Raw genomic sequence first — 26,452 nt, forward strand, 5'->3', positions numbered from 1 at the left:
AACTGCACCCAAAAAGTTGGACACCCAACGAAGTAAGGTGCAGTTTTTTATGAGCAAGTATTCTCTCAGCTTCAAGCTTGAGGTTGTGCAGCACTATCTTTCCGGGCTGGAAGGACAGGAGGCGACTGCAAAACGTTTTGGTATCGATCACAGTGCCGTTCGTAAATGGTCTGCCGCCTGGAAGCTCCATGGCGAAGCCGGGCTTACAACCCGGCATTTCACCTATTCTCCTGCTTTTAAAGAGTCCGTTATCCTGCATATGCGTGAACACCAGCTGTCTGTTCGCGAAGTCTGTGCAAAATTCACTATCCCTGCCTTTTCCACTGTTAGTCAGTGGGAACGACTGTATGATGAAGGGGGATTAGAAGCCCTTACAGACAGTCGACGCAGGAAAAAAACGATGCCAGAACGCCCTGAGAATCACCCCGTCCCTCCTTTGCAGACCCCCCTTGCTCCGGATGAACGTGAGGAACTTGAACAACTGCGTGCTGAAGTGGCATATCTAAAAAAGCTGCAGGCCTTACTCAGGGAAAGAAGCACGTCAGGACGCGGGATAAAGCGCAGGTCGTGAATGAGTTAAGGCTGAAGTTCCCTCTTGCACGCTTGTTAAAAGCTGCAGGACTGGCAAGAAGCACGTTCTACTGGCAACTGGCCAACGGTAAAAAACCAGACAAATATGCCGATGATAAGCAGCATATTTTAACGCTGTTCCATAAACATAAAGGACGGTATGGATACAGGCGAATCACGCTGGCTGGCCGCCGGGAAGGAAGCTTACTGAACCATAAAACGGTTCAGAGGTTAATGAAGGTGTTAGATTTAACCTGTTGTATCAGAAGGAAGAAATATAACTCTTACAAAGGCCGGCATGGGAAAGTTGCGGGTAATGTACTGAACCGGCAGTTCAGTGTGGATAAACCCAACCAGAAGTGGGTAACAGATGTCACGGAATTTAAAATAAGCGGAGAAAAGCTGTATCTGTCCCCGGTTCTGGATCTGTATAACGGAGAAATAGTAGCGTATCAGATGGAGTCCCGTCCTCTTCTGTCGATGGTGGATAACATGCTGTCGAAGGCTATATCTGTACTGGGCAAAAACGAATACCCGCTGCTCCACTCAGATCAGGGCTGGCAATATCAGATGGCGCATTATCAGAACCGGCTAAAGGAGGCGGGTCTAAAACAGAGCATGTCAAGAAAGGGAAACTGTCATGACAATGCAGTGATGGAGAGCTTCTTCGGCACACTGAAATCTGAGTGTTTTTACCTCACGGAACACAAGAATATCAGCGAGTTGCGCATGGCTATCGATGACTACATCCACTATTACAACCATGAAAGAATAAAACAGAAACTGAAAGGCCTGAGTCCGGTAGAGTACCGAACCCAGGCCCAGATAACCGCTTAAAATAAACTGTCCAACATTATGGGGTCAGTTCATGTTGGCTCCGGTTTTTATTAGGCGATATCGTAGAGAGTTAGTACGTAATGCCTGATGGCGCTACGCTTATCAGGCCTACAAATACACGCAGGCCTTTCTTCGCGTTACTTAACGAACTCTTCGCCCAGAGTAATATCTTTTTTCAGCGTATCCAACATGCCTTCCAGCGAGCTTTGTTCAAACGCGCTCAGCTTGCCGATAGACTGACGCTCTTCTACGCCGTTTTTACCCAGCAGCAGCGGCTGAGAGAAGAAACGAGCATACTGGCCGTCGCCTTCAACGTAAGCACATTCAACCACACCTTTTTCGCCGCTCAATGCGCGAACCAGGGACAGGCCGAAACGTGCAGCAGCCTGACCCATAGACAGGGTTGCAGAACCGCCACCAGCTTTGGCTTCCACAACTTCAGTACCCGCATTCTGGATACGTTTAGTCAGGTCAGCGGCTTCTTGTTCGGTGAAGCTTACGCCAGGAATTTGTGACAGCAGTGGCAGGATGGTTACGCCAGAGTGGCCGCCAATAACCGGAACTTCAACGTCGCCAGGTTGTTTGCCTTTCAGTTCCGCAACAAAGGTGTTGGAGCGGATGATGTCCAGCGTGGTCACGCCAAACAGTTTGTTCTTATCGTATACGCCTGCTTTTTTCAGCACTTCTGCAGCGATAGCAACGGTAGTATTCACCGGGTTGGTGATGATACCGATACACGCTTTCGGGCAGGTTTTAGCAACTTGCTGGACCAGGTTCTTCACGATACCGGCGTTGACGTTGAACAGGTCGGAACGATCCATACCCGGTTTACGTGCGACGCCCGCAGAGATCAGTACCACATCAGCACCTTCCAGTGCAGGGGTAGCGTCTTCGCCGCTGAAGCCTTTGATTTTCACAGCAGTAGGGATATGGCTCAAATCAACGGCCACACCAGGTGTTACTGGAGCGATGTCGTACAGGGAGAGTTCTGAACCTGAAGGCAGTTGGGTTTTTAACAGTAATGCTAGCGCCTGACCGATACCACCAGCAGCGCCGAGGACTGCAACTTTCATCCTAAACTCCTTATTATATTGATAAGCAAAATGTCTATTGCTCCGCGGCGGCGACCTTAATTCACAAATCCAATGAATACAACAACCACGCGTCAAGAATGCGTAGTCACGCAAATTTGGCTTTTATGCATTTAACTTACGTAAAATAAAACCTAAGTTACGTAATTCAAAACCACCCACACAGTAGAGCAACTTTCCAACAGGTGCTGACAATATACCCTACCCACCTCTCAAAACAACATCAATTTGATAACATTTAATTTACTTTTAACCTTATTTGCGAGCCGTGACACAGGCATGTTTCTTGATAACGAAATTTGATAAAATTCCGCTCTTTCATAACATTATTTCAGCCTTGAACAAGGCAGACTGTTTGCATAAAAATTCATCTGTATGCACAATAATGTTGTTTCTACCGCCATATTACGGGTGACTTATGCGAAGCTCGGCAAAACAAGAAGAATTAGTAAAGGCGTTTAAAGCGCTGCTTAAAGAAGAAAAGTTCAGCTCTCAAGGCGAAATCGTCCTCGCGTTGCAGGATCAGGGCTTTGATAATATCAATCAGTCCAAGGTTTCACGCATGCTGACCAAATTTGGCGCCGTGCGTACCCGCAATGCGAAAATGGAAATGGTGTACTGCCTTCCGGCTGAGCTGGGCGTACCCACGACCTCCAGTCCGCTGAAAAATCTGGTGCTGGATATCGACTATAACGATGCGGTTGTGGTTATTCATACCAGCCCCGGCGCTGCTCAGTTGATTGCACGTCTGCTGGACTCATTGGGGAAAGCGGAAGGTATCCTGGGTACGATTGCCGGTGACGATACCATCTTCACCACCCCAGCTAAGGGTTTTACGGTAAAAGATCTGTACGAAGCCATTCTGGAACTGTTCGAACAAGAACTGTAATACCGCCTCCCCGCCGCCTCGCGGCGGGGGAAAACACTCTCTTTTCATCCCCCTCCTTCTCTTTTCCACTGCTATTGATTTAACAAATGGTGCGTTTAACCATCAAAATACATTCACATGGTGAATATGCAGCCTTAAAAACGCACATTTTGCAAAATCAAGTATCTGCATGATTTAATTAAATTTAATTTGTACAAGCTGTTTAAAATGCTCTTTTTAATTCCATTGGGTTATAAGAAATAATTTTCTTAATACTCAAAACCCAATGAAACAATTAGCGTGGTATTAATTTATCGAGTGATTAGTGTATACTTGATTTTGTGATGAGGGTCACGAAACATAGACCCCAATAAAAGAATTCGACGAGGTAAATATCATGAAAATCAAAACTACTATTGCAACCTTAAGCCTTCTTTCTGTTCTCTCCTTCGGTGCAAGCGCCGCGGTTACTCAGGTGAACTCACAAGAAGCACAGAATCTGCAATCCATCGGTAGCGTCTCCGTCTCTCAGATCGGTAGTTCACCAATGGACATGCGCCAGGCCATCGCCGCTAAAGCTGAAAAAGCAGGCGCCAGCAGCTATCGCGTCACCGAACTCCGTGAAGGTGCTCACTGGCACGCTACTGCAGAACTCTACAAATAAACCCTCGTCGTCTAAGTCCGACGACTTGCCCCCGCCTGCCGGGGGCTTTTTTATGTCTTACATTGAGTGACGAACGTTAAAACGCAACTGCCCTTCCAGCTCTTCTTCCGCTTCATCGAACAGTAAAATCAATGCGCCGTATCGCCTGCGTAGTTTGTCAGGCAAATGGACAAATTCAATTTCCAGCGGCAGCGGCAAGACTTCCCCGATCACCACCTCCCACAGAGAATCCAAATCAACCACCTTTTCCCGCGCCAGACCGAACGTGCGCGTGAACTCGCGATAGAAATCGCCCTGATCTTCTATCTCGTCAAAATCAAATGTATAGATGTTCATCTATAACCACCATCCCGACGCCAGCTACTCTACAGACCGCCAATATTCAGGGGTCTCTCGCATTTTCAGGTAAGTATAGCCATAAAAAAACCGACGCTTTTAGCGTCGGTTTTCAACTCTTAATTACTGACCAGCGCATGCTGGTATTTGTGCAGCATCCCGCTGAGTCGTTTTACTGGCTCGGTAACCTGCGGTGGTGCTTGCCAGATAATTAATTTTTCCTGGTAGATATCAAGCTCCTCCAGTAACTGGCTAAAGTAGCGTCGGCGCTTGTCGTCATTTCCTGCTGAAATTACGTGATCGGCAGTTCGACGAAGCTGGCGATGGAATGCGGATAGATCCTCGTTTACCGGTACCGGCGCATCACGCAGGCGCTGGTGCGCGATGATCATCGTCAGCGCCAGGCGAAACTTAGCCAGATCGCCGGGAAACTTGTTCATCAGCAAAAAAAGCTGCTGATAAAGTGCCGGAAGATGATTTTCTTTACGACGGACTACGTTGGTGGTCATCGCTGAAACCGCCGCCGAGACAAACTGGTTGAGCAACACGCGGCCCGTTCTGTCACGAGAGTTATCACGCACCAGCAGAATGACGATAAACGCCAACACGCAGCCAACAATTTGCCCCAACGCACTGTCAAGGAACTGGCTAAAGTGAAAGGTCATCGGGTTATCCAGCACAATGATATTAATAGTGCTGGCCAGCGCCCCCATCGATCCCAGCCGTCGTTTCTGTACCTCAATCCCCAGAAAGAATCCCAGCACCGCCAGGCTCAGGCACAGTAGGAACATACTTTGTTGCGTATTGGGGATAATCACCAGGAAATAGAGCGCTCCGAGCGGTAACGCTGCCAACGTCCCATAGATAAAATCTATCGCCACCATGCGAGGATTTGGCAAACGCATTGCCAGCGAGGTGACGACCGCAATCATCACCATTGCGCCGCTGCCGGAGGTCCATCCGGTCCACAACCAGAATAAGGTTCCCAGCACACAAGAAAGCGTGGTACGCCAGAAGTTAACCATCGCATGATGACGCTCGGCAGACTCCACTTTCACCACCGGCTCACCTTGCAGGATCTCTTCTTCCGTAGCGCTAATCTTGGTATTACTCACCACACCACGTTTGAGCAGCAGGTAGCGCGTCGCAGCCCCCGCCCAGCTGTATATGGTGACCGGCGTTTCGCGCTCGCCAGTCCAGGCAATCACCCGACGCATCCGCTTCAGCTGTTTATGGACATCCTGCGCCGTTTCAACCGACGTATCGAACAACTCGCGGAAAGTATCAGTAATCAGTTCCGGTCGGGTGTTCTGAATAAGATAGGTTTCACAGGACTGCGTGATGAGCGTGAGCGACAGCGTGTTCAATGCTTTAAGCCTGCGGTTAGCACGCCCCCAGCGTGAAGACTCCATATTCAGGTTACTGCGCATACCTTCCAGCGCTGCCGTACGACGGACTAAATCGCCCCAGGCTTTATCCACAACCTCGCTGTCGCCGTGCTTAATGCACAACTGCATCAGTTGATATTGCGCCACCAGCAGGCTGTCCAGCTCAACATCAATCTCTTGTTTTATCGAACGGGGAGAGAAAAGCAGATCGGCCACAATGGCACAGACAATCCCCATCACAATTTCACTGCAACGTTCGAGCGCAAATTGTGGCGTCAGCAGCGGTTCAGCCTGAATGGTAATGACGATGATCAGCGCTGTATAGCCCGAAAGCCCCCAGGCATAGGAGTTCTCGATCTTCACCAGTGACGAGATCCAGGTACAAAAACCGGCCCAGATACAGCACACCAGTATCATCAATAACGGAGCGCGGATCATACTGATGATAATGATCAGTCCGGCAATACAACCGATAAATGTCCCGACAATACGCAGCATGCCGCGATAGCGAATAGCCCCTGAATAGGGTTCCCCACCCGCAGCAAAGGCCGGGCCTGCCGCCACAATAGCTGCAGTCAGCACCGCCCAACGCGGAGTCTCAAGTTGGAAGTGAAAACCAACGAACAGCGCCAGTACAATCGCGCATGCCAGTTTTACCGCAAAGCGGATATGCTGGTTGGCAATGGAGAAAATACCCATCGCGATTAACCAAACTCACGCAGGCGGTGCGCCATTTTACGGAAGAAGGACTCCTGGCTTGCATCACGGTCCTGCTTACCGGTAATGACAACGGTAGCCGTCGTCCCGGCAGGCCACAGAGTTCCCTGCTGCTCATCAAGGCGGATTCGCACCGGTACACGCTGCGCCAGGCGCACCCATTCCAGATTTGAATCAATGGTCGCCATACCTTTTGCATCCTGCGTACTGCTGGCATTTGTTACCCCCGCCGCCACGCTATCAACGGTGCCTTTTAAGACATTATTACTGCCAAGCGGGGTGATCTCAGCACGATATCCAGGGCGAACGCCTTCTAGTTTGGTTTCTTCCATATAAGCCAGCACATAGAAAGAATGCTGTTTGACCAGTGCCACCGCTGTGGAACCACGCGTAATAAATTCGCCGCTATAAACGTTCAGGTTAGTGACCCAACCGTCTGCTGGTGCGCGAATGACGGTACGTTCCAGATCTAATTTTGCCAGGTCGCGGGTCGCTTGTGCTTTCGCAAGCTGGTGTAATACGGTTTGCAGGACGTTGTTTGACTGGTCAATCTCTTCACGAGACATGGCCTGCACGCCCAGGCGGTTACGACGACCAGCTTCCTGGCGTTTTTCCTGGGCCAGAACCTGATAATAAGAAACATCAGCTTCGGCCTGCTCAAGGGCTTTCTTGTAGCGTGGCTGATCGATGGTGAACAGAATCTGATCCTTTTTCACCAGTTGGTTATCATGGACGTTAACGTTGGAAATAAGACCCGCAACATCCGGCGCAATAGCGACAACTTCCGCGCTGAAACGCGCATCACGTGTCCATGGCGACTCGGTGTAATACACCCATGCGCGAAAAATAGCGATGAAGGCCAGAATGACCAGTACGAGAGTCGTGGCCGTACGGGAGAGTTTTTTTGTTAGTGTTTTCACTTCAACCTCAAACGAACAGGCGCGTTATTAAATAGAACAGGCAGCAATACAGCGCGGTGTTAAACAGAGCCGGATGCCAGACAAAATCATAGATGCCGGTTGGAACCAGCATCCGGCGCACCAGCCAGAAAATCGCCAGTGACAAAAGTAATTCGAAAAAAATCGGTGGGAAGGACAAACCAAACACCACGATAACGGGAAACAGACTCATGTTGACCTTGGTAACTTAAGAGAGTGCAGGTGATAGATTTTCTAGCGTATGTCACCGCAGAGAAGGGCAAGGATGAGCCAGGCGAGAGCGACATAGCTGTTATTTGAATAATAATATATTAACGTAACTGTTATGCTGTTATCTATATTATGTGATCTAAATCACTTTTAAGCCAGAGTGAACAATGGAACGATTAAAACGTATGTCGGTGTTCGCCAAAGTCGTCGAACTGGGTTCCTTCACCGCCGCCGCAAGACAGCTACAAATGAGCGTTTCATCGATAAGCCAGACGGTCTCCAAACTGGAAGATGAGCTACAGGTTAAGCTGCTAAACCGCAGTACACGCAGCATTGGGCTGACCGAAGCCGGTAAAATCTACTACCAGGGCTGCCGGAGAATGCTGCACGAAGCGCAGGATGTTCACGAGCAGCTTTATGCCTTTAACAACACGCCCATCGGCACGCTGCGCATTGGTTGTTCTTCAACCATGGCACAAAATGTCCTCGCCGGATTGACCGCGACAATGCTGAAGGAATACCCCGGTCTGACGGTAAATCTGGTAACAGGCATCCCGGCACCGGATTTAATCGCCGATGGTCTGGACGTGGTTATCCGCGTCGGTGCGTTGCAGGACTCCAGTCTGTTCTCGCGTCGCCTGGGCGCCATGCCGATGGTAGTCTGCGCGGCTAAAAGCTATCTCGCACAGTTTGGTGCCCCGGAGAAACCCGCCGATCTCAGCAACCACTCGTGGCTGGAATACAGCGTGCGCCCGGATAATGAATTCGAGCTTATCGCTCCGGAAGGAATTTCCACCCGTCTGATACCAGAGGGGCGTTTTGTGACTAACGATCCGATGACATTGGTGCGCTGGCTGGCTGCGGGTGCGGGCATTGCCTATGTGCCGCTGATGTGGGTGATCAATGAGATCAATCGTGGCGAAGTGGAGATCCTCCTTCCCCGCTACCAGTCGGATCCGCGTCCGGTCTATGCGCTGTATACCGAAAAAGACAAATTGCCGCTCAAGGTCCAGGTAGTGATTAACTATCTGACGGATTATTTTGTCGATGTGGCGCAGCTTTTTCAGGGGATGTACGGCCGGGGAAAAGAGAAATAAAAAGAGCATTGGCCGGATAAGGCGTTGACACCGCGTCCGGAAAGATGCCCGATAGCACTAGTGCTTATCGGGCATACATCATGATGTTATGCAGTACCACCTACCGTCAGGTTATCCACCTTCAGCGTCGGCTGGCCCACGCCCACCGGCAAACTCTGCCCTTCTTTACCGCACACACCAACCCCGTTATCCAGCTTCAGGTCGTTACCTACCATTGAAATCTGCTGCATCGCTTCGATACCAGACCCAATCAGCGTCGCGCCTTTCACCGGTTTGGTTACTTTACCGTTTTCAATCAGATACGCTTCAGACGTCGAGAACACGAATTTCCCGGAGGTGATATCCACCTGGCCGCCGCCGAAGTTAGGCGCATAAATACCGTATTCAACGGATTCGATGATTTCCTGCGGCGTGGATTTCCCAGGCAGCATGTAGGTGTTGGTCATACGTGGCATCGGCAGGTGCGCGTAAGATTCACGGCGACCGTTACCCGTTGGCGCAACGCCCATCAGGCGCGCGTTCAGTTTGTCCTGCATGTAGCCTTTCAGAATACCGTTTTCGATCAGCACGTTGTACTGACCCGGAGTGCCTTCATCATCAATAGCCACAGAGCCACGACGGTCCGCCATTGTGCCATCATCCACAACGGTACACAGTTCCGACGCCACCAGCTCACCCATGTGACCGCTGAATACCGAGGTACCACGACGGTTAAAGTCGCCTTCCAGACCATGACCTACCGCTTCATGCAACAGAACGCCAGGCCAGCCAGCGCCGAGTACTACCGGCAGCGTACCAGCAGGCGCTGCTACTGCGGACAGATTAACCAACGCCATGCGTACGGCCTCTTTCGCCCACGCGTCAGCACGGACTTCACCATCGAGGTCGCCCAGGAAATAGTCATAGCCAAAACGACCGCCACCACCGCTGGCACCGCGCTCGCGCTTACCATCTTCTTCCACCTGTACGCTTACGGACAGGCGTACCAGCGGACGAACGTCAGCGGCCAACGTACCGTCGGTCGCGGCTACCAGGATCAGTTCATAAACACCGGTCAGGCTGGCGGTTACTTCCTGGACGCGTTTGTCGGCGGCACGGGCCACGCTATCAACGCGACGCAGAATATCCAGTTTCTCTTCGCGGCTCATGCTCTGTAACGGATCAACCGAGGTGTAAAGCGCCTGATGCTCAACCGCTCCCAGCGTTTTTACTTTGCCGTCACCGCTGTCACGCACGATAGTACGGGCAGCATGAGCACTTTGCTCCAGCGCCAGCAGGCTAATCTGGTCTGCATAGGCAAACCCTGTTTTTTCGCCGCTGATGGCGCGCACGCCAACACCCTGATCGATATTGTAAGAACCGTCTTTAATGATGCGGTCTTCTAAAACCCAGGATTCGTGATAGCTCGACTGAAAATAGAGATCGCCGTAGTCAAGACGGCGTTCGGCCAGTTGGCCCAGAATGGCAAACAGATCCTGATGTTTCAGGCCATTCGCCGCTAGCAATTGTTCACTTACCAGGTTCAGACTCATCGTTTTGGTACTCATTAGTTTCTGTTGTAGGCCTGATAAGACGCGCCAGCGTCGCCATCAGGCACTTCAATGCCGGATGGCGGCGTGAACGCCTTTTCCGGCCTACGGACTGCGGTAGAAGATCACTGTACTGAGATTGGGGCAATTACTCGCCCCCGTCAAATCATTGCTGGCTTTCTTTGCGCGGCTGGCGCAGAACTTCGTTAATCTGCGGCTTATCGACCGGACCGGTGATGCGATAGCGCAGAATCGAAACTTTGCTCCACAATGGTCCCAGAACCTTACTGGCAGCAAACACCGCCGCGCCGACAATCGGATTGACAGCAAACGCAGCGGCAACCCCTACGGTGGCAGAAATTTCAGGCGCGACAATGGCTTCCATATCCAGCTCCCGACGGACCAGGTTCACTGAGCCTTTCATCGCAATGTCTGCCTCCAGACCGTCCACCAGCGTGTCGTCGGTATGCATCACGCCATCTTTGATCCACGCCGTACTGCGAATCGAGTCGAAATAGAAACCTTCACTGAAGGTATCGCTAAAATCAAAACGCAGTTTACGTAGCAACGCATCAAAGCTCAGCAGTCGCAATAGTTGCCCCGCATGTCCGGTGCTGAGTTCAGTAAGCTCACCTTTGCCCAACCGGGTACGCAAAATCCCATTCAGCGAAGCTTCATCCGGATCCCATGGCGGGTTACGCCAGTGCAGGTCATACTCCACGTTGAACGAAGAGTTACGAATCGGGGTCGATACGCCAAAGAAACTGGCAGCGGAGTCAATTTTATTACCGCTCAGTTTACCCTTCAGTGACGTTCGTTCTTTGCCCGGCGCATTCACCCACACGCCATCGGTGGTCAGTCTGGCAAATCCCGTATCCAACAGACCGTTGCTCAGCGTTAGCGTGTCGCCTTTAATTGCTACATCGGCGTCAATACGCCCATATTTCTGTCCCCACATCCAGCACTCGGCACAGCGTAACTGAAGGTCCGGCCAGCCGCGGAAGCTGAAGTTGTCCACGGCGGAAAACGGCGAGGCTGGTGTGTTGCCCGGTGACGCTTTCGCCGCGCTGGGGTTGTAATAAAGATACTTAATATTGGCCAACCATGGCGCATTATTGCGCATCGCCAGCGTGGCGTTAATTTCACGACCCTGCGCCTGTACGATAGAGCCATTGCTCGCAGGCTCAGACACAATACTCAAATTATTCCACTGCTGACCGCCCAGGGATAACGATGGCGTACGCACGGTGATGCGTTGTGGGAAGTTGGCATTAGTGCCAACGTTATCCGCTGCGCCTTTTTGGAACAATGCCAGCCATTGCGCGCCATCCATAGGGGGAAGATTAAGCTCAATGCCTTGCTGATCGGGTAACGCGGGCACAGTGCGGCTTTCCGACGTCCAGATAGCGCGGTCAAGCGTCAGTTTCTGATTCAGCAACCAGCGGCTGTTAAAGTGGTTCTTACTGCCAGCATTACCGGTCAGTTCAAAGCTGCGCAGATTGCCGTTAGCCTTAACGTTTACCGGCAACGCCTCACCGGCCGCTTTATTCAGCGGAGCAGGTAAGTGACTACTTACATTCTTCAGGTCACCCTTTAGCTCAATGTCGTAGGTCGGCCCGGCATGATACGGAAGATCGATACCCACCTTGCCATTCCACGCCATGCTGCCACGTAACGCATCGTTGACCTGCGCCGGTAAAATCCCCATGCGGGTTGGTTGCCAGTCGCCTTGCAGGTTCACGGCTACCTGATAGGCTTTCGCCCCTTCGGTGGTGGAGAAGTCGACGTTCAGCGGCTGATTAAACCAGTTCGCCGTCATCGGCTCGCTCTTCAGATCGCCGTTGATAAAGCTGAATTTACCATTCAAATTCTTCATCGTGCTGTCGAGCGGTTTAATAAACAGACTGTTATTACGCAGGTTGACGTCGCCTTTGGCAGTAACCAGCGAGCCGTCTAGCGGAATATCAAGATGTAAGCTAGCATTCACATCACCGTCAATTTGCAACTGTTCCAGCGTGGCGCCGAGAGAATCCTTCAATGGTGTCTCATCAAAATAAGGTCCAACCGCCTTGCCTGGCCCGTTGATATCGGCATCAATCAGCAGCTTTTCTTTTGCATAGTCGGGAATATTAGCCGTCAGGTTACTGGCCTTCACGCCGCCCAGATTGACGCTATCCGTCTTCATCCACAGGCCATCGTTAATGAAGTTTAGTTCGATATTAAGATCGGTTAGCGCAGGCCAGTCGGGCTGGAAAGCAAATTTCGCATTGCGTAGCGGCACCAGGACCTGAAACTGCCCTTCGTTGTGCAGATACGGGAACAGATTCGGGTTACCGCCATACACCAGCGTGGCGTTATCCGCCTCGCCGCCCTGAATAGCGCCGCTGAGGTAGTCAACCAGCTCTTTGCCCATCAGGTTTTCCGGGAAGTAGCGCCAGGCCTGAGAGCCATCGTCGGTGCTGATGCCTGCCAGAATGCCCAACCATGGATCATCATCAGCCGGTTGCAGATAGCGAAAACCACCGCGCGCATGTACCGCTTTCGCTTTAACATCAATGTTGCGCCCGTCTAACTGGAAGCCTTTATCATTCTTCAGCCAGCTTAGCGTCGCCACGCCGTTCTCTATTTCCAGCGGCGCGCGGAAGACGGTTTCATACGGCATTTTTGCTTGTTTCATGGAGGCGGTGAGCGCCCCATTTTCAACGCTTCCCGCAAGCGTACCGGAGAAATGTTCTGCCCCCGGCAGCAGCTTCCACTGTTTCCAGGCCAAATCGGTCCACGAGGACAGGAAGCGGGTTTTTTCTGTCGCCTGTAACGGGATATCCAGCGCAAGCACATCTATTTTGCCGCTGGGTTGCGTGGCCCGCCAGATATCACCCAGCGCAGGCGATAACCTGGACGCCATCGGACGCAGTCCTTCTAACCCGGCCAGTTCCAGATTACTGGCGCGAATGCGTAGCTCATCACTGCGTTTGTTATTCTCGCCACCGACTTCCTGCTCAGGGATCCAGGCCAGCGTTAATGCCCCGCTCGGCCAGGGTTTATCATCCATGGTGATACGGGTATCGGGAATAGAGAATTGCCAGCCCGCTTCTTCACGGCTGATGTGCGCCGTCAGATTATCGACGGAGAGCGTGTGCGTACGATTTTCACCCAGCCAACTTGCCCCGCCTTTTTTTAGCCAGACATCGCCACCAGAAACGACGCCTTTGCTGATCGTCATCCATGCTTCCAGGCTAAAACGCGCGGTTTGTAGCGCGACATTATCCTGCATCCATTTGCCCAGCCATGGTTTGACGTCGATGTCGTCTGCCTGCAGCCAAACTCGACCGTTATTCAACAGCCCTTCGTCATCACGCAGATCCATACGCACCTGCATAATGCCGTGCTGTCCGGTCAGGCTGGAGAGGCTGACCTGACCCTCGGCGCGATGCCGATTTTTACCATTCAACCAGGTAAGCTGGGGGATCGCCAGTTCAGCACGTTGACCTGAGAGGGTTATAAAGCTGATATGGCTGTCGCGTAGATCGAAATGATCAAACTGACGCAGGAAGAGATCGCTGAGATGGCCGGTTTCAATCCCATCTCCGCCTTCGCTGCGCTGGATAGGCGTATTGGTGCGCAACTGCAGTTGCCAGAAGGTGAGATCGCGAAACTGCCAGCGCATGTGCAGCAAACTTTGCCAGACATCCAGCGCCAGCGTGACGCGCTTTACCGAAAATTCTCCCCCATCTTTCAGCTGCGCATGGATATTGCGCGCTTCAAGCGTAGGACCGAAATTTTGCCAGCTGGCAGAAAGCTGACTAGCGGAAACAGGTAGACCTGTGGCGGATTCAATCTTGCCAAGAATGGCCGGACGCCAGCTATCAAGATGAGGTAACGCAAGGCGCAGTCCACTGACCAGCAGCGCTGCGATGACAACGAATGCGGCTCCAGTGAGCAGTAAAATCCCCGGCAATCGCCTCACGCGCCTCTCCTTGTCTACCAAAAAATATGACTCACACCCCTTGAGTGAATATTGCCGGATAACGGCGCTTGCGCCTTATCCGGCCTACATGCGCGGGTGCCACTACACGATTTACATCATGACGACGTCGAACTGCTCCTGGTTATACAGCGGTTCGATTTGTACTTTGACCTGTTTGCCGACAAAGATCTCAACTTCCGCCAGCGCATGTGACTCTTCACCTTTCAGGGTTTCAGCCACTGCCGGAGAGGCATAAACCAGGAAACGATCGGAGTCATATGCATGGTGTACGCGCACGATTTCGCGCATGATTTCATAGCATACGGTTTCCACCGTTTTCACCGTACCACGCCCATGGCAGGTCGGACACTCGTTGCACAGTACATGTTCCACGCTTTCACGTGTGCGTTTGCGCGTCATCTCCACCAGGCCCAGCTGTGAAAAACCGTTAATGCTGGTTTTTACGCGATCCTTGCTCAGAGCCTGCTCCAGGGAGTGCAGCACCCGGCGACGGTGATCTTCATTATTCATGTCGATAAAATCGATAATGATAATACCGCCGAGGTTACGCAGACGCAGCTGACGAGCAATGGCCTGCGTTGCTTCAATATTAGTATTAAAGATAGTGTCGTCGAGATTACGATGCCCAACAAACGCGCCGGTGTTGATATCGACGGTGGTCATCGCTTCGGTTTGATCGATAATCAGATAGCCGCCGGACTTCAGCTCAACTTTGCGTTCCAGCGCGCGCTGGATTTCATTCTCAACGTCAAAGAGATCAAAAATAGGCTGGCGCCCGCTGTAATGTTCCAGCTTGCTGGTCATCTCGGGGATATATTCCGCCGTAAATTCCAGTAACGCCTCATAGGTCAGACGGGAGTCGACGCGGATGCGGTCAAGCTGCGCATCGGCAAAGTCACGCAACACGCGCTGTGCCAGGGCCAATTCACCGTACATCTGGTAGCGCGTTTGCGGGCGCTTTTTACGCTCCATGACTTTCGTCCAGACGCGCTTCAGGTAGGCAGCATCCGAGGCCAGATCCTCTTCACATACGCCTTCCGCCGCCGTGCGAATGATGAAGCCACCCTGCTCATCGCAGTAATCCGCCACCACTTTTTTCAGGCGTTCGCGTTCGGTTTCGCTTTCGATACGTTGGGATACGCCAACGTGCGAAGCACCCGGCATAAAGACGAGATAACGGGAAGGTAGCGTGATGTCCGTCGTCAGGCGTGCGCCTTTAGTTCCCAACGGATCTTTTACCACCTGCACCATCAGATCCTGACCCTGGCGCACCAGTTCAGAAATGTCGCGTACAGTGAACTGTTTTTGTTCTTCACCCGCCACGCATTCGGTGTGCGGCATGATGTCAGAAGCGTGAAGAAATGCGGCTTTATCCAGTCCAATATCTACAAAAGCCGCCTGCATACCCGGAAGTACACGACTTACACGACCTTTGTAGATATTGCCTACGATTCCGCGTCGCGCCTCACGTTCAATATGAATTTCCTGCAGAATACCGCCATCAATGTAAGCCACCCGAGTTTCCGATGGCGTTACGTTTACCAATAATTCAGCCGTCATGTTTATCCCTTTTCTCACGCAGTGCGTTAAAATTGGTCAGCAACTCATACGTTTCTACCAGCGGTAAGCCGACTACGGCGTGATAGCTGCCATTTATCTTCCTGACAAAACAGCCACCCAACCCTTGAATACCGTATGCACCTGCTTTATCCATTGGTTCACCGCTGGCAACATAGCCCGCGATGTCCTCATCGGTTAGTGCTCTGAATGTCACTTCCGTCACTACCAGGCAGTCCAGACTGTGCTGGCGATCGGCCAGTGCCACGGCCGTCATAACTTGATGCGTTTTGCCCGACAGTTTGCGCAGCATTACTGCGGCATGGTCGGCGTCGTGCGGTTTTTCCAACACTTCGCCATTAAGGATAACGATGGTATCCGCACCCAATACCGGCAAATCGCGCTGGGCCAGCGCTACGCCAGCCTGCGCTTTTTCGCGCGCCAGACGGGAAACGTACTGCTGCGCGCTTTCCTGCGGGTGCCGCTGTTCTTCAATCCCTGGGACCAGTCGTTCAAACGTAACACCAAGCTGAGCGAGCAACTCCTGACGACGTGGAGAACCTGAAGCAAGATACAGAGTATTCATATCAACCTTATTGCACCGCAAACTGCTGACGGACTTTACGCATCAGTAAGAATAGCCATGGCCAAAGCACACCATTCACTACACTACTCCAGAACACTTCAGGTCTGAAAGAGACGTTGATCACTAAAAACTCGGCCCAGAAAACAATAATATCCACGACCAGTGATAACAACATGACCACCAGCGCCTGTTGCCAGAGCGCGAGGTTTCGGAATAGCTGGAATTTCAGCGCGACCAGATAAGCAATGATACTCATCGACAATGCGCGCACGCCAAGCGTGGAGCCGCTGATGAGATCCAGTATGGCACCCACCACAAATCCCGTGCCCACATTTACGCGATGCGGCAGCGCCAGGATCCAATACAACAAGATGAGCAGCACCCAGTTTGGCCGGAAAACCAGAATGTCATCCGGCCAGGGCATGACTTGCAGCAACAGTGCAATAAGGAACGAGAGCCAAATCACCCAACGTCCCTGGCTACGATAGCTTGCCACTTACTGTCCTCCCGGCTTACGCGGAGCAGGTTGTGGTGGCGTGGTATCTGCGGGCGCTGGAGCCACGCCTGTTGCAGGTGCTGGCATCGGCGCAGGCGGTCCCATGGTATCTGGTGCAGGCAGAACTTGCGGCATCATTTGCATCAGACGTTCATTAGCAACGCGGTGTACTTCTTCCGGCGTCATCGGGTTTGCGCCATTACGATCGGCACCCCACAACAGCAGCAGATAGCGCAGACGCTGCAGACCCGCAGTCGGGCGAGCCTGAATCACAGTATAAGCGCGCTGAGTGTCCAGCTTAACGGAAGAAACAACAGCAACCGGATAACCTTCAGGGAAACGTCCACCCAGACCCGAGGTGACCAGCACATCGCCAACGCGAATGTCGGTGTTGGCCGGCAGGTGTTCGAGCTGAAGATCGTCGGTGCAACCGTTACCCGCAGCGATTACGCGGATATCATTACGCAGTACCTGAATAGGCAGCGCATGCGTCGCATCGCAAATCAGCAACACGCGGCTGGTCAGTTTAGCCACCGCCACGACCTGGCCTACTACGCCTTTGTCGCTAATAACCGGCTGACCTTCGTAGACGCCGTTAACACTCCCTTTGTCGATCACGACCTGATCGCTGTAAGGGTCATTAACCGTTGAGATGACCTGCGTCACCATCTTTTGTTCGTCCTGACGCAATGGCGATCCCAGCAGCTCACGCAAACGCGCGTTCTCCTGTTTGTATTGCCCCAACATCAGTAGTTCGCTGTTTTTCAGCAGCAGTTCCTGACGCAACGCACGGTTTTCAAGTTCGAGTTGGTCACGCGAAGCCAGCGTTTGCGACACGCCGTCGAGTAATTCACGAGGACCATTTGAGATAAAGTAGAAAGGACTGACGGCGGTATCCATGTACGTTCGGATTTGACTAAACGTACCCAGGCGGCTGTCGGCAATAATAACGCCGAGCGCCACCAGCACCGCCAGAATAAGGCGAATCTGTAGCGACGGGCCACGGCTAAAAATTGGCTTCATAGTCTATGCGTATTCTCGTATCAGAGCGGAAGGGCAACCCGCGGGGGCTACCCAACCTGCATCCGATTACTCTTCGCTGAACAGGTCGCCGCCGTGCATGTCGATCATTTCCAGCGCCTTGCCGCCGCCGCGCGCCACGCAGGTCAGCGGATCTTCAGCAACAACAACTGGAATACCGGTTTCTTCCATTAACAGACGGTCAAGGTTACGCAGCAGCGCACCACCACCGGTCAGCACCATACCGCGTTCGGAGATGTCAGACGCCAGTTCCGGCGGGCACTGTTCCAGTGCAACCATTACTGCGCTCACGATACCGGTCAGCGGTTCCTGCAGGGCTTCCAGAATCTCGTTGGAGTTCAGGGTAAAGCCGCGCGGAACGCCTTCAGCCAGGTTACGACCGCGAACTTCGATTTCGCGCACTTCGTCACCCGGATAAGCGGAACCGATCTCGTGTTTAATACGTTCTGCGGTCGCTTCACCGATCAGGGAACCGTAGTTACGACGAACATAATTAATGATGGCTTCATCGAAGCGGTCGCCGCCAATACGGACAGAAGAGGAGTAAACCACGCCATTCAGGGAGATAACGGCAACTTCAGTGGTACCGCCACCGATATCCACAACCATTGAACCGGTTGCTTCAGAAACTGGCAGACCCGCACCGATCGCGGCCGCCATCGGCTCTTCGATCAGGAAGACTTCACGAGCACCTGCGCCCTGAGCTGATTCACGGATCGCACGGCGTTCAACCTGAGTTGCTCCAACCGGTACACACACCAGTACGCGCGGGCTTGGGCGCATGAAGCTATTGCTGTGCACTTGCTTGATAAAGTGCTGGAGCATTTTTTCAGTCACGAAGAAGTCAGCGATAACGCCGTCTTTCATTGGGCGAATTGCAGCGATATTGCCCGGCGTACGACCCAGCATCTGCTTCGCATCATGACCTACTGCAGCCACGCTTTTCGGCGAACCGGCACGATCCTGACGAATGGCCACAACAGAAGGCTCATTCAATACGATGCCTTGTCCTTTTACATAAATAAGGGTATTCGCGGTACCCAGGTCAATGGACAGGTCATTGGAAAACATGCCACGAAATTTTTTCAACATACTAAGGGATAATCCTGAAAGCTGGGGCGGAAAACAAAATCCGCTTACTTTACCAACCACACGCAGCAGCGACAAGGCGCAAAAATCATCTGCTACGGTGAAAATTAGTGCAGTTCGTTTCCTTTGTTACAAAACCGGCCTGAGTCCATCAGGGCTGAATAAATCAGCAGCACTCCTCGCTTTTGTTTGCAACCTGTCAAAGGTCATTCACCTGCATGTTTGCTGTTACAACCTGGCGAGCAGGCAAGCACACCCCCAGAAGGCACAGCGCGCGTTATTCTACGTGAAAACAAATTAAACGGCAGGTTAAACCGAGTATCTTTGCGAATATTTTTTCACGTTAGTGTCAAGTGGTTGTGATGCGGCAAAAAAATCCCCTTGCCCACCTGCAACTCCGCGTTCTGTCAGCGTATGCCACTCACTACGCGAACGTACGCCCGTGGCGTAAACCTGCGTGGGTGTTCCCGAACAGGCCTCCACCAGGCTTTGAACCAGAAGCTGATTTTCCGTTCGCTTATCAATGTTCCTCACCAGACTTGGATGCAGCTTCAATAACTCAACGTTAAGCTCTTTGATCCAACTGGTGCTCACCAGCGTTAACCCCGCCTGCGTAACGGCAATACGCACGCCCAGCGCATTCATCAATCTGATGACGGGCTGTAACCGGCTGATATGTTGACAGACATCTGCCTCAGCAAGTTCAATAATTATGCGTTTGCGTAATGATTTTTCGCACTGCATCAGCGTATCACGCAGCCAGCGCTGAAAACGTGGACGAATAAGCGATTCAACCGTTGTCTGCATCGCCAGATTTTCCTGCGGCCAGTAGCCCAAAAGCAGGATCAGACGGCTTATCTGCAAACGGTCATATTCTTCTGCCAGACCAAATTGCAGGACCATCGGCATATATTCCGCCGAAATGACCTCTTCGTTGCCATCAAAAATACGGCACATCAACTCCCGATGGTGCACCCGGCCTTCACGCGTTACGGCAGGCTTTTGATAAATTCTCGGCCCGCCCCGGCTAAGCATCTGTTCGATAAGCGTTCGCCAGCGTACGTTGCCCCGACCTTTTTCCGGCAGCGAGTCATCATAGACCGACCAGCTATTTCCGCCCTGCAATACCGAATTCCGGGTGGCGGCTTCAGCATGATCCATCACTTGCTCCGGCGACTGACCGCTGCGGCAAACGCAAATGCCAATATGAACCATATCGGCACGATCGATCATTTTATTAGCCGGAAGTGCATCTACCGCTTTTAATAATTGCCCGGCAATGCTTTCCGCCTCTTTCAACGTGCGGTGTGGCAGCAGGATAGCAAAATCGCTACGGTGGTAGCGCGCCAGCAACGCGCCCGGATATCGCGTCATAAAAGTCGACAACAAATTGATCAGCGTCGAGATTTGTTCTTCTGCGAGGGTGATTCCCCAGCTATCGCGCAGCAGCGTAAAATCCGGCAGGCGCACCATCATCACGACGCCATGCGAGCCTACTTTTTCCTGATCTTCCAGCAGCGTGGCCAGTTGGTTATCAAAGAACAAGCGGTTGCTTAGCCCGGTTTTTGTATCCTGCGCGACATAGGAACGAATCAGCGTATCCAGGCGGCTGCGTTGCTCGCGGGCATTTTGAATTTCAGTCAGCAGCATATCGAGCGCACTGCTGGTACGCGCAGGCCATTCATAGACCGTTCCCCGCACGTTCGGTCCACGCTCGCCGTTCAGAATACGCGTGGAACGAATCTCCAGCAGTTCCTGACCTGAAAGCTGGCGCTGAAGCCAGCGCACAGACAAAAAGAGCATCAGAATAATGAAAGCAATGGCTATCGTGAGCGGTGCGGTGGTCAGTAGCGAATGGAAATAGTTACCCATTGGATCCTGATAAACCAGACGCAATGACATACCCGGATGCTTGACCAACGGTACGGTAATCTCGCGGTAGAGATTGTTCGTCCCTGCCGGTCGGTAGCTGCTGGTGCGTGAGTGGTCATACACCACATTTCCGCCCTGCAACAGTTCGATGCGCACGATATCAACAGAAACCATCAGCTCATCGATTTGCGGGGTTAACGCAACGACATCTCTGGAGACCAGATGCGTATCAATCGCCGTCGCGACCGCATGAACGCGCGTGGTGAACTTATATTGAATAGCGTTGTAGAAACTCAGCGAACAGCCGATCAGAGTCACGAAGATCGTTAACCCAGTAAGCAGCGTGACAAAAGCTGAAAATTTCGTCGTTAATCGCATCCTTGTGTTAACTCCGACAGTTATGAAACAGGCCTGAAAGTAATAAATCGACTCTAAAATGCAAAACTGAAGGCAAAATCCGTCAATTTATACAAACTGTGAGGGCATACTACCAAATCAGGTATATCTGGCAATTTATTGCGCAGAATCGGCATCATGTTTTGATTAGCGAGTATAGTCTTCATTATTAATTTTCCAATCCACTATACGAATTGAGGACAGGTTATGCAGGCTTTGATCTTAGAACAGCAGGACGGAAAAACCCTCGCATCCGTTCAACCCCTCGACGAAAATCAGCTACCGGAAGGCGATGTGACGGTGGATGTCCACTGGTCAAGCCTGAACTATAAAGACGCCCTGGCTATCACCGGCAAGGGAAAAATCATTCGTAATTTTCCGATGATTCCTGGTATCGATTTCGCCGGTACCGTGCGCGCAAGCGAAGATCCCCGTTTTCATGCGGGTCAGGAGGTTTTACTGACCGGTTGGGGCGTGGGTGAAAATCATTGGGGTGGACTGGCAGAACGCGCACGCGTGAAAGGCGACTGGCTGGTTGCGCTGCCAAAAGGGCTGGATGGACGTAAAGCCATGGTCATCGGTACCGCTGGCTTTACCGCCATGCTTTGCGTCATGGCGCTTGAAGATGCAGGAATTCGTCCGCAAGACGGTGAGATTGTCGTCACAGGCGCCAGCGGAGGCGTGGGCAGCACGGCCGTTGCGTTACTGCATAAGCTGGGTTATCAGGTTGCGGCGGTTTCGGGCCGTGAAAGCACCCACGACTACCTGAAAAGCCTGGGCGCAAACCGTATTCTTGGTCGCGATGAGTTTGCCGAGTCTCGTCCGCTGGAAAAACAGCTGTGGGCTGGCGCGGTGGATACCGTTGGCGACAAAGTTCTGGCGAAAGTCCTCGCGCAGATGAACTACGGCGGCTGTGTTGCTGCCTGCGGTCTGGCGGGCGGTTTCGCTCTGCCAACCACGGTGATGCCATTCATTCTGCGTAACGTTCGTTTGCAAGGAGTGGACTCGGTGATGACCCCGCCGGCACGCCGTGCAGAAGCCTGGGCGCGTCTGGTTAAGGATCTGCCGGAATCTTTCTATGCTCAGGCGGCAACGGAAATTACGCTGGCGGATGCGCCGAAGTTCGCCGATGCCATCATCAATAACCAGGTGCAAGGCCGTACGCTGGTGAAGGTGAAGTAACAGACCCTGGCGCAGAAATTTACACTTAATTAACGAAATTTCGCGGCACATCTACAGACTCCCTGCCATATTAACTACGCGTCCCCTGTCAGTTATGACGCGTAAGCCGGGAGTCTGTTATGAAGAAATTACGTCCATTTACAGAAGCCGACGTCACTGACGAGTCGGCTTTTTTTATGCAGCGTCGCCAGGTGCTGAAAGCATTAGGGATCAGCGCAGCCGCGTTGTCTTTACCCCACTCTGCGCAGGCTGACCTTCTGAGTTGGTTTAAGGGTAATGACCGCCCGCCCGCGCCCGCAGGAAAGCCGCTTAATTTCAGCAAGCCCGCCGCCTGGCAAAATTCGCTTCCTTTAACCCCAGCGGATAAAGTTTCTGGCTACAACAACTTCTATGAATTCGGTCTCGACAAAGCGGATCCAGCAGCCAACGCGGGTAGCCTGAAAACCGATCCATGGACATTAAAAATCAGTGGTGAGGTCGCCAAACCACTCACTCTCGATCACGACACCTTGACCACCCGTTTCCCGCTGGAGCAACGGATTTACCGGATGCGCTGTGTGGAAGCCTGGTCAATGGTCGTGCCATGGATTGGCTTTCCGTTACATAAACTGTTGGCGCAGGTGGAACCCACCAGCAATGCGAAGTATGTCGCGTTCGAAACGCTGTACGCACCAGAGGAAATGCCGGGACAAAAAGATCGCTTTATTGGCGGCGGGTTGAAGTATCCCTATGTTGAAGGACTGCGTCTGGATGAAGCGATGCACCCACTCACGTTGCTTACAGTGGGGGTTTATGGAAAAGCCCTTCCGCCACAAAATGGCGCGCCCATTCGCTTAATTGTGCCGTGGAAATATGGATTTAAAGGCATTAAGTCGATCGTGAGTATCAAACTCACGCGCGAACGCCCTCCGACAACCTGGAATCTGGCCGCGCCCAATGAATACGGGTTTTATGCCAACGTGAATCCGCATGTCGATCATCCCCGCTGGTCCCAGGCCACCGAGCGTTTTATTGGCGCTGGCGGTATTCTGGACGTACAGCGTCAGCCCACGCTGATGTTTAACGGCTATGCCGAAGAGGTTGCGTCACTGTATCGCGGACTCAATTTGCAGGAGAATTTTTAAGTGCGTCTGACTGCAAAGCACATTACCGGGCTGAAAGTTTGCCTGCATCTTGCCGGTTTTTTGCCGTTTATCTGGCTATTTTGGGCGGTAAATCACGGCGGCCTGAGCGCCGATCCGGTCAAAGATATCCAGCACTTTACCGGTAGGACAGCTCTGAAATTCTTGCTGGCGACCTTGCTGGTCTCTCCACTCGCGCGCTACGCTAAACAGCCATTATTGATACGCACACGTCGCCTGTTAGGGCTATGGTGTTTTGCCTGGGCAACGCTGCATTTAACCAGCTACGCATTACTGGAACTGGGCATTAATAATCTGGCGTTGTTAGGGCGGGAATTAATTACGCGGCCTTATTTAACCTTGGGCATTGCCAGTTGGGTCATATTATTCGCCCTCACCTTAACGTCCACGCAGGCTGCGCAGCGAAAGCTGGGTAAAAAATGGCAGTATTTGCATAACTTCGTCTATCTTGTGGCGATCCTGACACCCATACATTATCTGTGGTCGGTTAAAATTATCTCCCCTCAACCGATTATTTATGCAGCGATCGCTGCGGTGCTGTTAGCGTGCCGTTACAAGAAGTTTCGCCAGTGGTGGCGGTAGTTTCACGATATGTGCAGTGCGTTGCAAAACACTGACGATCCGATTTTCTTTACATGTTAACGGTTGATTATCTTCCCTGATAAGACCAGTATTTAGCTGCCAATTGCTACGAAATAGTTATAATGTGCGACTTTGCTATCCCCGGTAGCGTTTTTAAGGCGCTGAAAGGGTGACAATCGCATATTGAAGGTATATTTTGTCTTTTACCCGAAAATGGCAGAAGATAGCCGCACAATGACTAACAAGTCTGGCAATCTCACTTAATGGCAGCAGCGCCCAGTGCAGCGCCTGAGATGCGTGGCATCTTGTCACTCACTGTTATAAAAATGCTATACAGACGGCGGTAAAACGCCTGTCACAATCTCACTAAACAAAGAGTACGGAACCCACTCATGGATATTCGTAAGATTAAAAAACTGATCGAGCTGGTTGAAGAATCAGGCATCTCCGAACTGGAAATTTCTGAAGGCGAAGAATCTGTACGCATCAGCCGTGCAGCGCCAGCTGCAAGTTTTCCGATGATGCAACAGGCTTATGCTGCACCAGTGATGCAGCAACCAGCTCTGTCTAACGCTGTCGCACAAACTGCCTCTCCAAGTATGGAAGCTCCGGCAGCAGCGGAAATCAGTGGTCACATCGTACGCTCCCCAATGGTTGGTACGTTCTACCGCACCCCGAGCCCGGATGCTAAAGCGTTCATCGAAATCGGACAGAAAGTGAATGCGGGCGATACCCTGTGCATCGTTGAAGCCATGAAAATGATGAACCAGATCGAAGCCGACAAATCCGGCGTAGTTAAAGCGATTCTGGTAGAAAGTGGTCAACCGGTAGAATTTGACGAGCCGCTGGTCGTCATCGAATAACGAGGCGAACATGTTGGATAAAATTGTTATCGCCAACCGCGGCGAGATTGCCCTGCGTATTCTTCGTGCCTGTAAAGAACTGGGCATCAAGACTGTCGCTGTGCATTCAAGTGCGGATCGCGATTTAAAACACGTATTGCTGGCGGATGAGACGGTCTGTATCGGCCCGGCTCCGTCCGTAAAAAGCTATCTGAACATCCCGGCTATCATCAGCGCCGCTGAAATCACCGGCGCGGTGGCAATTCACCCGGGCTATGGCTTCCTCTCTGAGAACGCCAACTTTGCTGAGCAGGTAGAGCGTTCTGGCTTTATCTTCATCGGCCCGAAAGCCGACACCATCCGCCTGATGGGCGACAAAGTGTCTGCAATCACCGCGATGAAGAAAGCGGGCGTACCGACAGTCCCAGGCTCTGACGGCCCGCTGGGCGATGACATGGACGCTAACCGCGCTCATGCTAAACGCATCGGCTACCCGGTTATCATCAAAGCCTCCGGCGGCGGCGGCGGTCGCGGTATGCGCGTCGTGCGCAGCGATGCCGAACTGGCACAATCCATCTCCATGACCAAAGCGGAAGCGAAAGCCGCTTTCAATAACGATATGGTCTACATGGAGAAATACCTGGAAAACCCACGCCACATTGAAATTCAGGTGCTGGCTGACGGTCAGGGTAACGCGATTTATCTGGCAGAACGTGACTGCTCCATGCAGCGTCGTCACCAGAAAGTTGTCGAAGAAGCACCAGCGCCGGGCATTACCCCGGAACTGCGTCGCTACATCGGCGAGCGTTGCGCCAAAGCCTGTGTTGATATCGGCTATCGCGGGGCGGGTACTTTCGAATTCCTGTTCGAAAACGGCGAGTTCTACTTCATTGAGATGAACACCCGTATTCAGGTTGAACACCCGGTAACCGAAATGATCACCGGCGTTGACCTGATCAAAGAGCAGCTGCGCATCGCAGCGGGCCAACCGCTGTCCATCAAGCAGGACGAAGTTGTGGTTAAAGGCCATGCGGTTGAATGCCGTATCAACGCCGAAGACCCGAACACCTTCCTGCCAAGCCCGGGTAAAATCACGCGTTTCCACGCGCCGGGTGGCTTTGGTGTGCGTTGGGAGTCTCATATTTACGCAGGCTACACCGTACCTCCGTACTATGACTCAATGATCGGTAAGCTGATCTGCTATGGCGAAAACCGCGACGTCGCTATCGCCCGTATGAAAAACGCATTGCAGGAACTGATCATCGACGGTATCAAAACCAACGTTGACCTGCAGATCCGTATCATGAATGACGAGCACTTCCAGCACGGTGGAACCAATATCCACTACCTGGAGAAAAAACTCGGACTTCAGGAAAAGTAAGCGTGCGTTAACCGAAAAGGCCGGAAATTCCGGCCTTTTGTTTTTCTCCCCTC

The 26,452-nt window shown here is 52.2% G+C and carries 22 protein-coding genes; 9 read left to right on the forward strand and 13 right to left on the reverse strand.

Annotated features, from left to right (window positions below):
- The first annotated feature begins 49 nt into the window (after nt 1–49).
- A protein-coding gene (locus OGX92_RS05515; protein ID WP_174785198.1) for an IS3 family transposase occupies nt 50–1,407 on the forward strand; the annotation gives its coding sequence in 2 pieces (ribosomal slippage) (nt 50–512 and nt 512–1,407; 1,359 coding nt in all).
- Nucleotides 1,408–1,544: 137 nt separating this feature from the next.
- Here OGX92_RS05515 and mdh read toward each other — a convergent pair.
- Complete coding sequence (mdh, locus tag OGX92_RS05520; RefSeq protein WP_008785953.1) at nt 1,545–2,480, reverse strand: malate dehydrogenase; 936 nt, start codon at nt 2,478–2,480, stop codon at nt 1,545–1,547.
- A 436-nt stretch (nt 2,481–2,916) separates the two neighbouring features.
- On the opposite strand from mdh, the gene argR reads away from it, so the two are divergent.
- Both argR and yhcN read left to right on the forward strand, forming a co-directional pair.
- Complete coding sequence (gene argR / locus OGX92_RS05525) at nt 2,917–3,387, forward strand: transcriptional regulator ArgR (RefSeq protein ID WP_003025162.1); 471 nt, start codon at nt 2,917–2,919, stop codon at nt 3,385–3,387.
- Between the two features lie 376 nt (nt 3,388–3,763).
- Complete coding sequence (yhcN, locus tag OGX92_RS05530) at nt 3,764–4,030, forward strand: peroxide/acid stress response protein YhcN (protein ID WP_003828812.1); 267 nt, start codon at nt 3,764–3,766, stop codon at nt 4,028–4,030.
- A 57-nt stretch (nt 4,031–4,087) separates the two neighbouring features.
- Here the strand turns inward: yhcN and OGX92_RS05535 are convergent, their stop codons facing one another.
- From OGX92_RS05535 to aaeX, 4 genes are all read right to left on the reverse strand, one after another.
- Entirely contained in the window at nt 4,088–4,366 is a 279-nt protein-coding gene (locus OGX92_RS05535) for a barstar family protein (protein ID WP_003025168.1), read from the reverse strand.
- A gap of 119 nt (nt 4,367–4,485) precedes the next feature.
- Nucleotides 4,486–6,453 (reverse strand): p-hydroxybenzoic acid efflux pump subunit AaeB, encoded by a 1,968-nt coding sequence (gene aaeB / locus OGX92_RS05540; protein WP_003828813.1) that lies wholly within the window; start codon nt 6,451–6,453, stop codon nt 4,486–4,488.
- A 5-nt stretch (nt 6,454–6,458) separates the two neighbouring features.
- Nucleotides 6,459–7,391, reverse strand: a complete 933-nt coding sequence (aaeA, locus tag OGX92_RS05545; protein WP_003828814.1) for a p-hydroxybenzoic acid efflux pump subunit AaeA — start codon at nt 7,389–7,391, stop codon at nt 6,459–6,461.
- Between the two features lie 7 nt (nt 7,392–7,398).
- Nucleotides 7,399–7,602: a p-hydroxybenzoic acid efflux pump operon protein AaeX gene (gene aaeX, locus OGX92_RS05550; RefSeq protein ID WP_003828816.1), complete on the reverse strand. Its 204-nt coding sequence runs from the start codon at nt 7,600–7,602 to the stop codon at nt 7,399–7,401.
- 184 nt (nt 7,603–7,786) lie between these two features.
- Here aaeX and aaeR point away from each other — a divergent pair, with 184 nt between their 5' ends.
- Entirely contained in the window at nt 7,787–8,716 is a 930-nt protein-coding gene (aaeR, locus tag OGX92_RS05555; RefSeq protein ID WP_003828817.1) for an HTH-type transcriptional activator AaeR, read from the forward strand.
- Nucleotides 8,717–8,802: 86 nt separating this feature from the next.
- Here the strand turns inward: aaeR and tldD are convergent, their stop codons facing one another.
- The 8 genes from tldD to csrD all read right to left on the reverse strand — a co-directional run bounded on the left by tldD (nt 8,803) and on the right by csrD (nt 21,252).
- A complete protein-coding gene (gene tldD / locus OGX92_RS05560) occupies nt 8,803–10,248 on the reverse strand; it encodes a metalloprotease TldD (RefSeq protein WP_003025183.1) in 1,446 nt (481 codons plus the stop codon).
- Between the two features lie 163 nt (nt 10,249–10,411).
- Entirely contained in the window at nt 10,412–14,212 is a 3,801-nt protein-coding gene (yhdP, locus tag OGX92_RS05565; protein ID WP_286586312.1) for an AsmA2 domain-containing protein YhdP, read from the reverse strand.
- 111 nt (nt 14,213–14,323) lie between these two features.
- Nucleotides 14,324–15,793, reverse strand: a complete 1,470-nt coding sequence (gene rng / locus OGX92_RS05570) for a ribonuclease G (RefSeq protein WP_003025190.1) — start codon at nt 15,791–15,793, stop codon at nt 14,324–14,326.
- The gene (locus OGX92_RS05575; RefSeq protein WP_032945152.1) at nt 15,783–16,376 is read right to left on the reverse strand and encodes a Maf family protein; all 594 of its coding nucleotides are present in this window, start codon (nt 16,374–16,376) and stop codon (nt 15,783–15,785) included. The genes rng and OGX92_RS05575 overlap by 11 nt, the downstream gene beginning before the upstream one ends.
- 7 nt (nt 16,377–16,383) lie before the next feature.
- The gene (gene mreD / locus OGX92_RS05580) at nt 16,384–16,872 is read right to left on the reverse strand and encodes a rod shape-determining protein MreD (RefSeq protein ID WP_003025196.1); all 489 of its coding nucleotides are present in this window, start codon (nt 16,870–16,872) and stop codon (nt 16,384–16,386) included.
- On the reverse strand, nt 16,873–17,895 hold the full coding sequence (gene mreC, locus OGX92_RS05585; protein ID WP_003828827.1) for a rod shape-determining protein MreC: 1,023 nt from the start codon (nt 17,893–17,895) through the stop codon (nt 16,873–16,875).
- A gap of 66 nt (nt 17,896–17,961) precedes the next feature.
- Nucleotides 17,962–19,005 carry a rod shape-determining protein MreB gene (gene mreB / locus OGX92_RS05590; RefSeq protein ID WP_000913396.1) on the reverse strand — a complete coding sequence of 348 codons (1,044 nt, stop codon included), beginning with the start codon at nt 19,003–19,005 and terminating at the stop codon, nt 17,962–17,964.
- A gap of 306 nt (nt 19,006–19,311) precedes the next feature.
- Nucleotides 19,312–21,252, reverse strand: a complete 1,941-nt coding sequence (csrD, locus tag OGX92_RS05595; RefSeq protein WP_048236872.1) for an RNase E specificity factor CsrD — start codon at nt 21,250–21,252, stop codon at nt 19,312–19,314.
- A gap of 225 nt (nt 21,253–21,477) precedes the next feature.
- On the opposite strand from csrD, the gene acuI reads away from it, so the two are divergent.
- The 5 genes from acuI (at nt 21,478) to accC (ending at nt 26,399) form a co-directional block, all read left to right on the forward strand.
- Nucleotides 21,478–22,452 carry an acrylyl-CoA reductase (NADPH) gene (acuI, locus tag OGX92_RS05600; RefSeq protein ID WP_003828832.1) on the forward strand — a complete coding sequence of 325 codons (975 nt, stop codon included), beginning with the start codon at nt 21,478–21,480 and terminating at the stop codon, nt 22,450–22,452.
- A 119-nt stretch (nt 22,453–22,571) separates the two neighbouring features.
- Nucleotides 22,572–23,576, forward strand: coding sequence for a protein-methionine-sulfoxide reductase catalytic subunit MsrP (gene msrP, locus OGX92_RS05605; RefSeq protein ID WP_003828834.1), 1,005 nt, complete (start codon nt 22,572–22,574; stop codon nt 23,574–23,576).
- Nucleotides 23,577–24,176, forward strand: coding sequence for a protein-methionine-sulfoxide reductase heme-binding subunit MsrQ (gene msrQ / locus OGX92_RS05610; RefSeq protein WP_003828835.1), 600 nt, complete (start codon nt 23,577–23,579; stop codon nt 24,174–24,176). It abuts the gene before it with no gap.
- A gap of 392 nt (nt 24,177–24,568) precedes the next feature.
- Complete coding sequence (gene accB / locus OGX92_RS05615) at nt 24,569–25,039, forward strand: acetyl-CoA carboxylase biotin carboxyl carrier protein (protein WP_003025210.1); 471 nt, start codon at nt 24,569–24,571, stop codon at nt 25,037–25,039.
- Nucleotides 25,040–25,049: 10 nt separating this feature from the next.
- Entirely contained in the window at nt 25,050–26,399 is a 1,350-nt protein-coding gene (gene accC, locus OGX92_RS05620; protein ID WP_003828838.1) for an acetyl-CoA carboxylase biotin carboxylase subunit, read from the forward strand.
- The last annotated feature ends 53 nt before the right edge of the window (nt 26,400–26,452 follow it).

Source organism: Citrobacter sp. Cpo089 (assembly GCF_030332695.1).
Classification (GTDB): Bacteria; Pseudomonadota; Gammaproteobacteria; order Enterobacterales; family Enterobacteriaceae; genus Citrobacter; species Citrobacter portucalensis.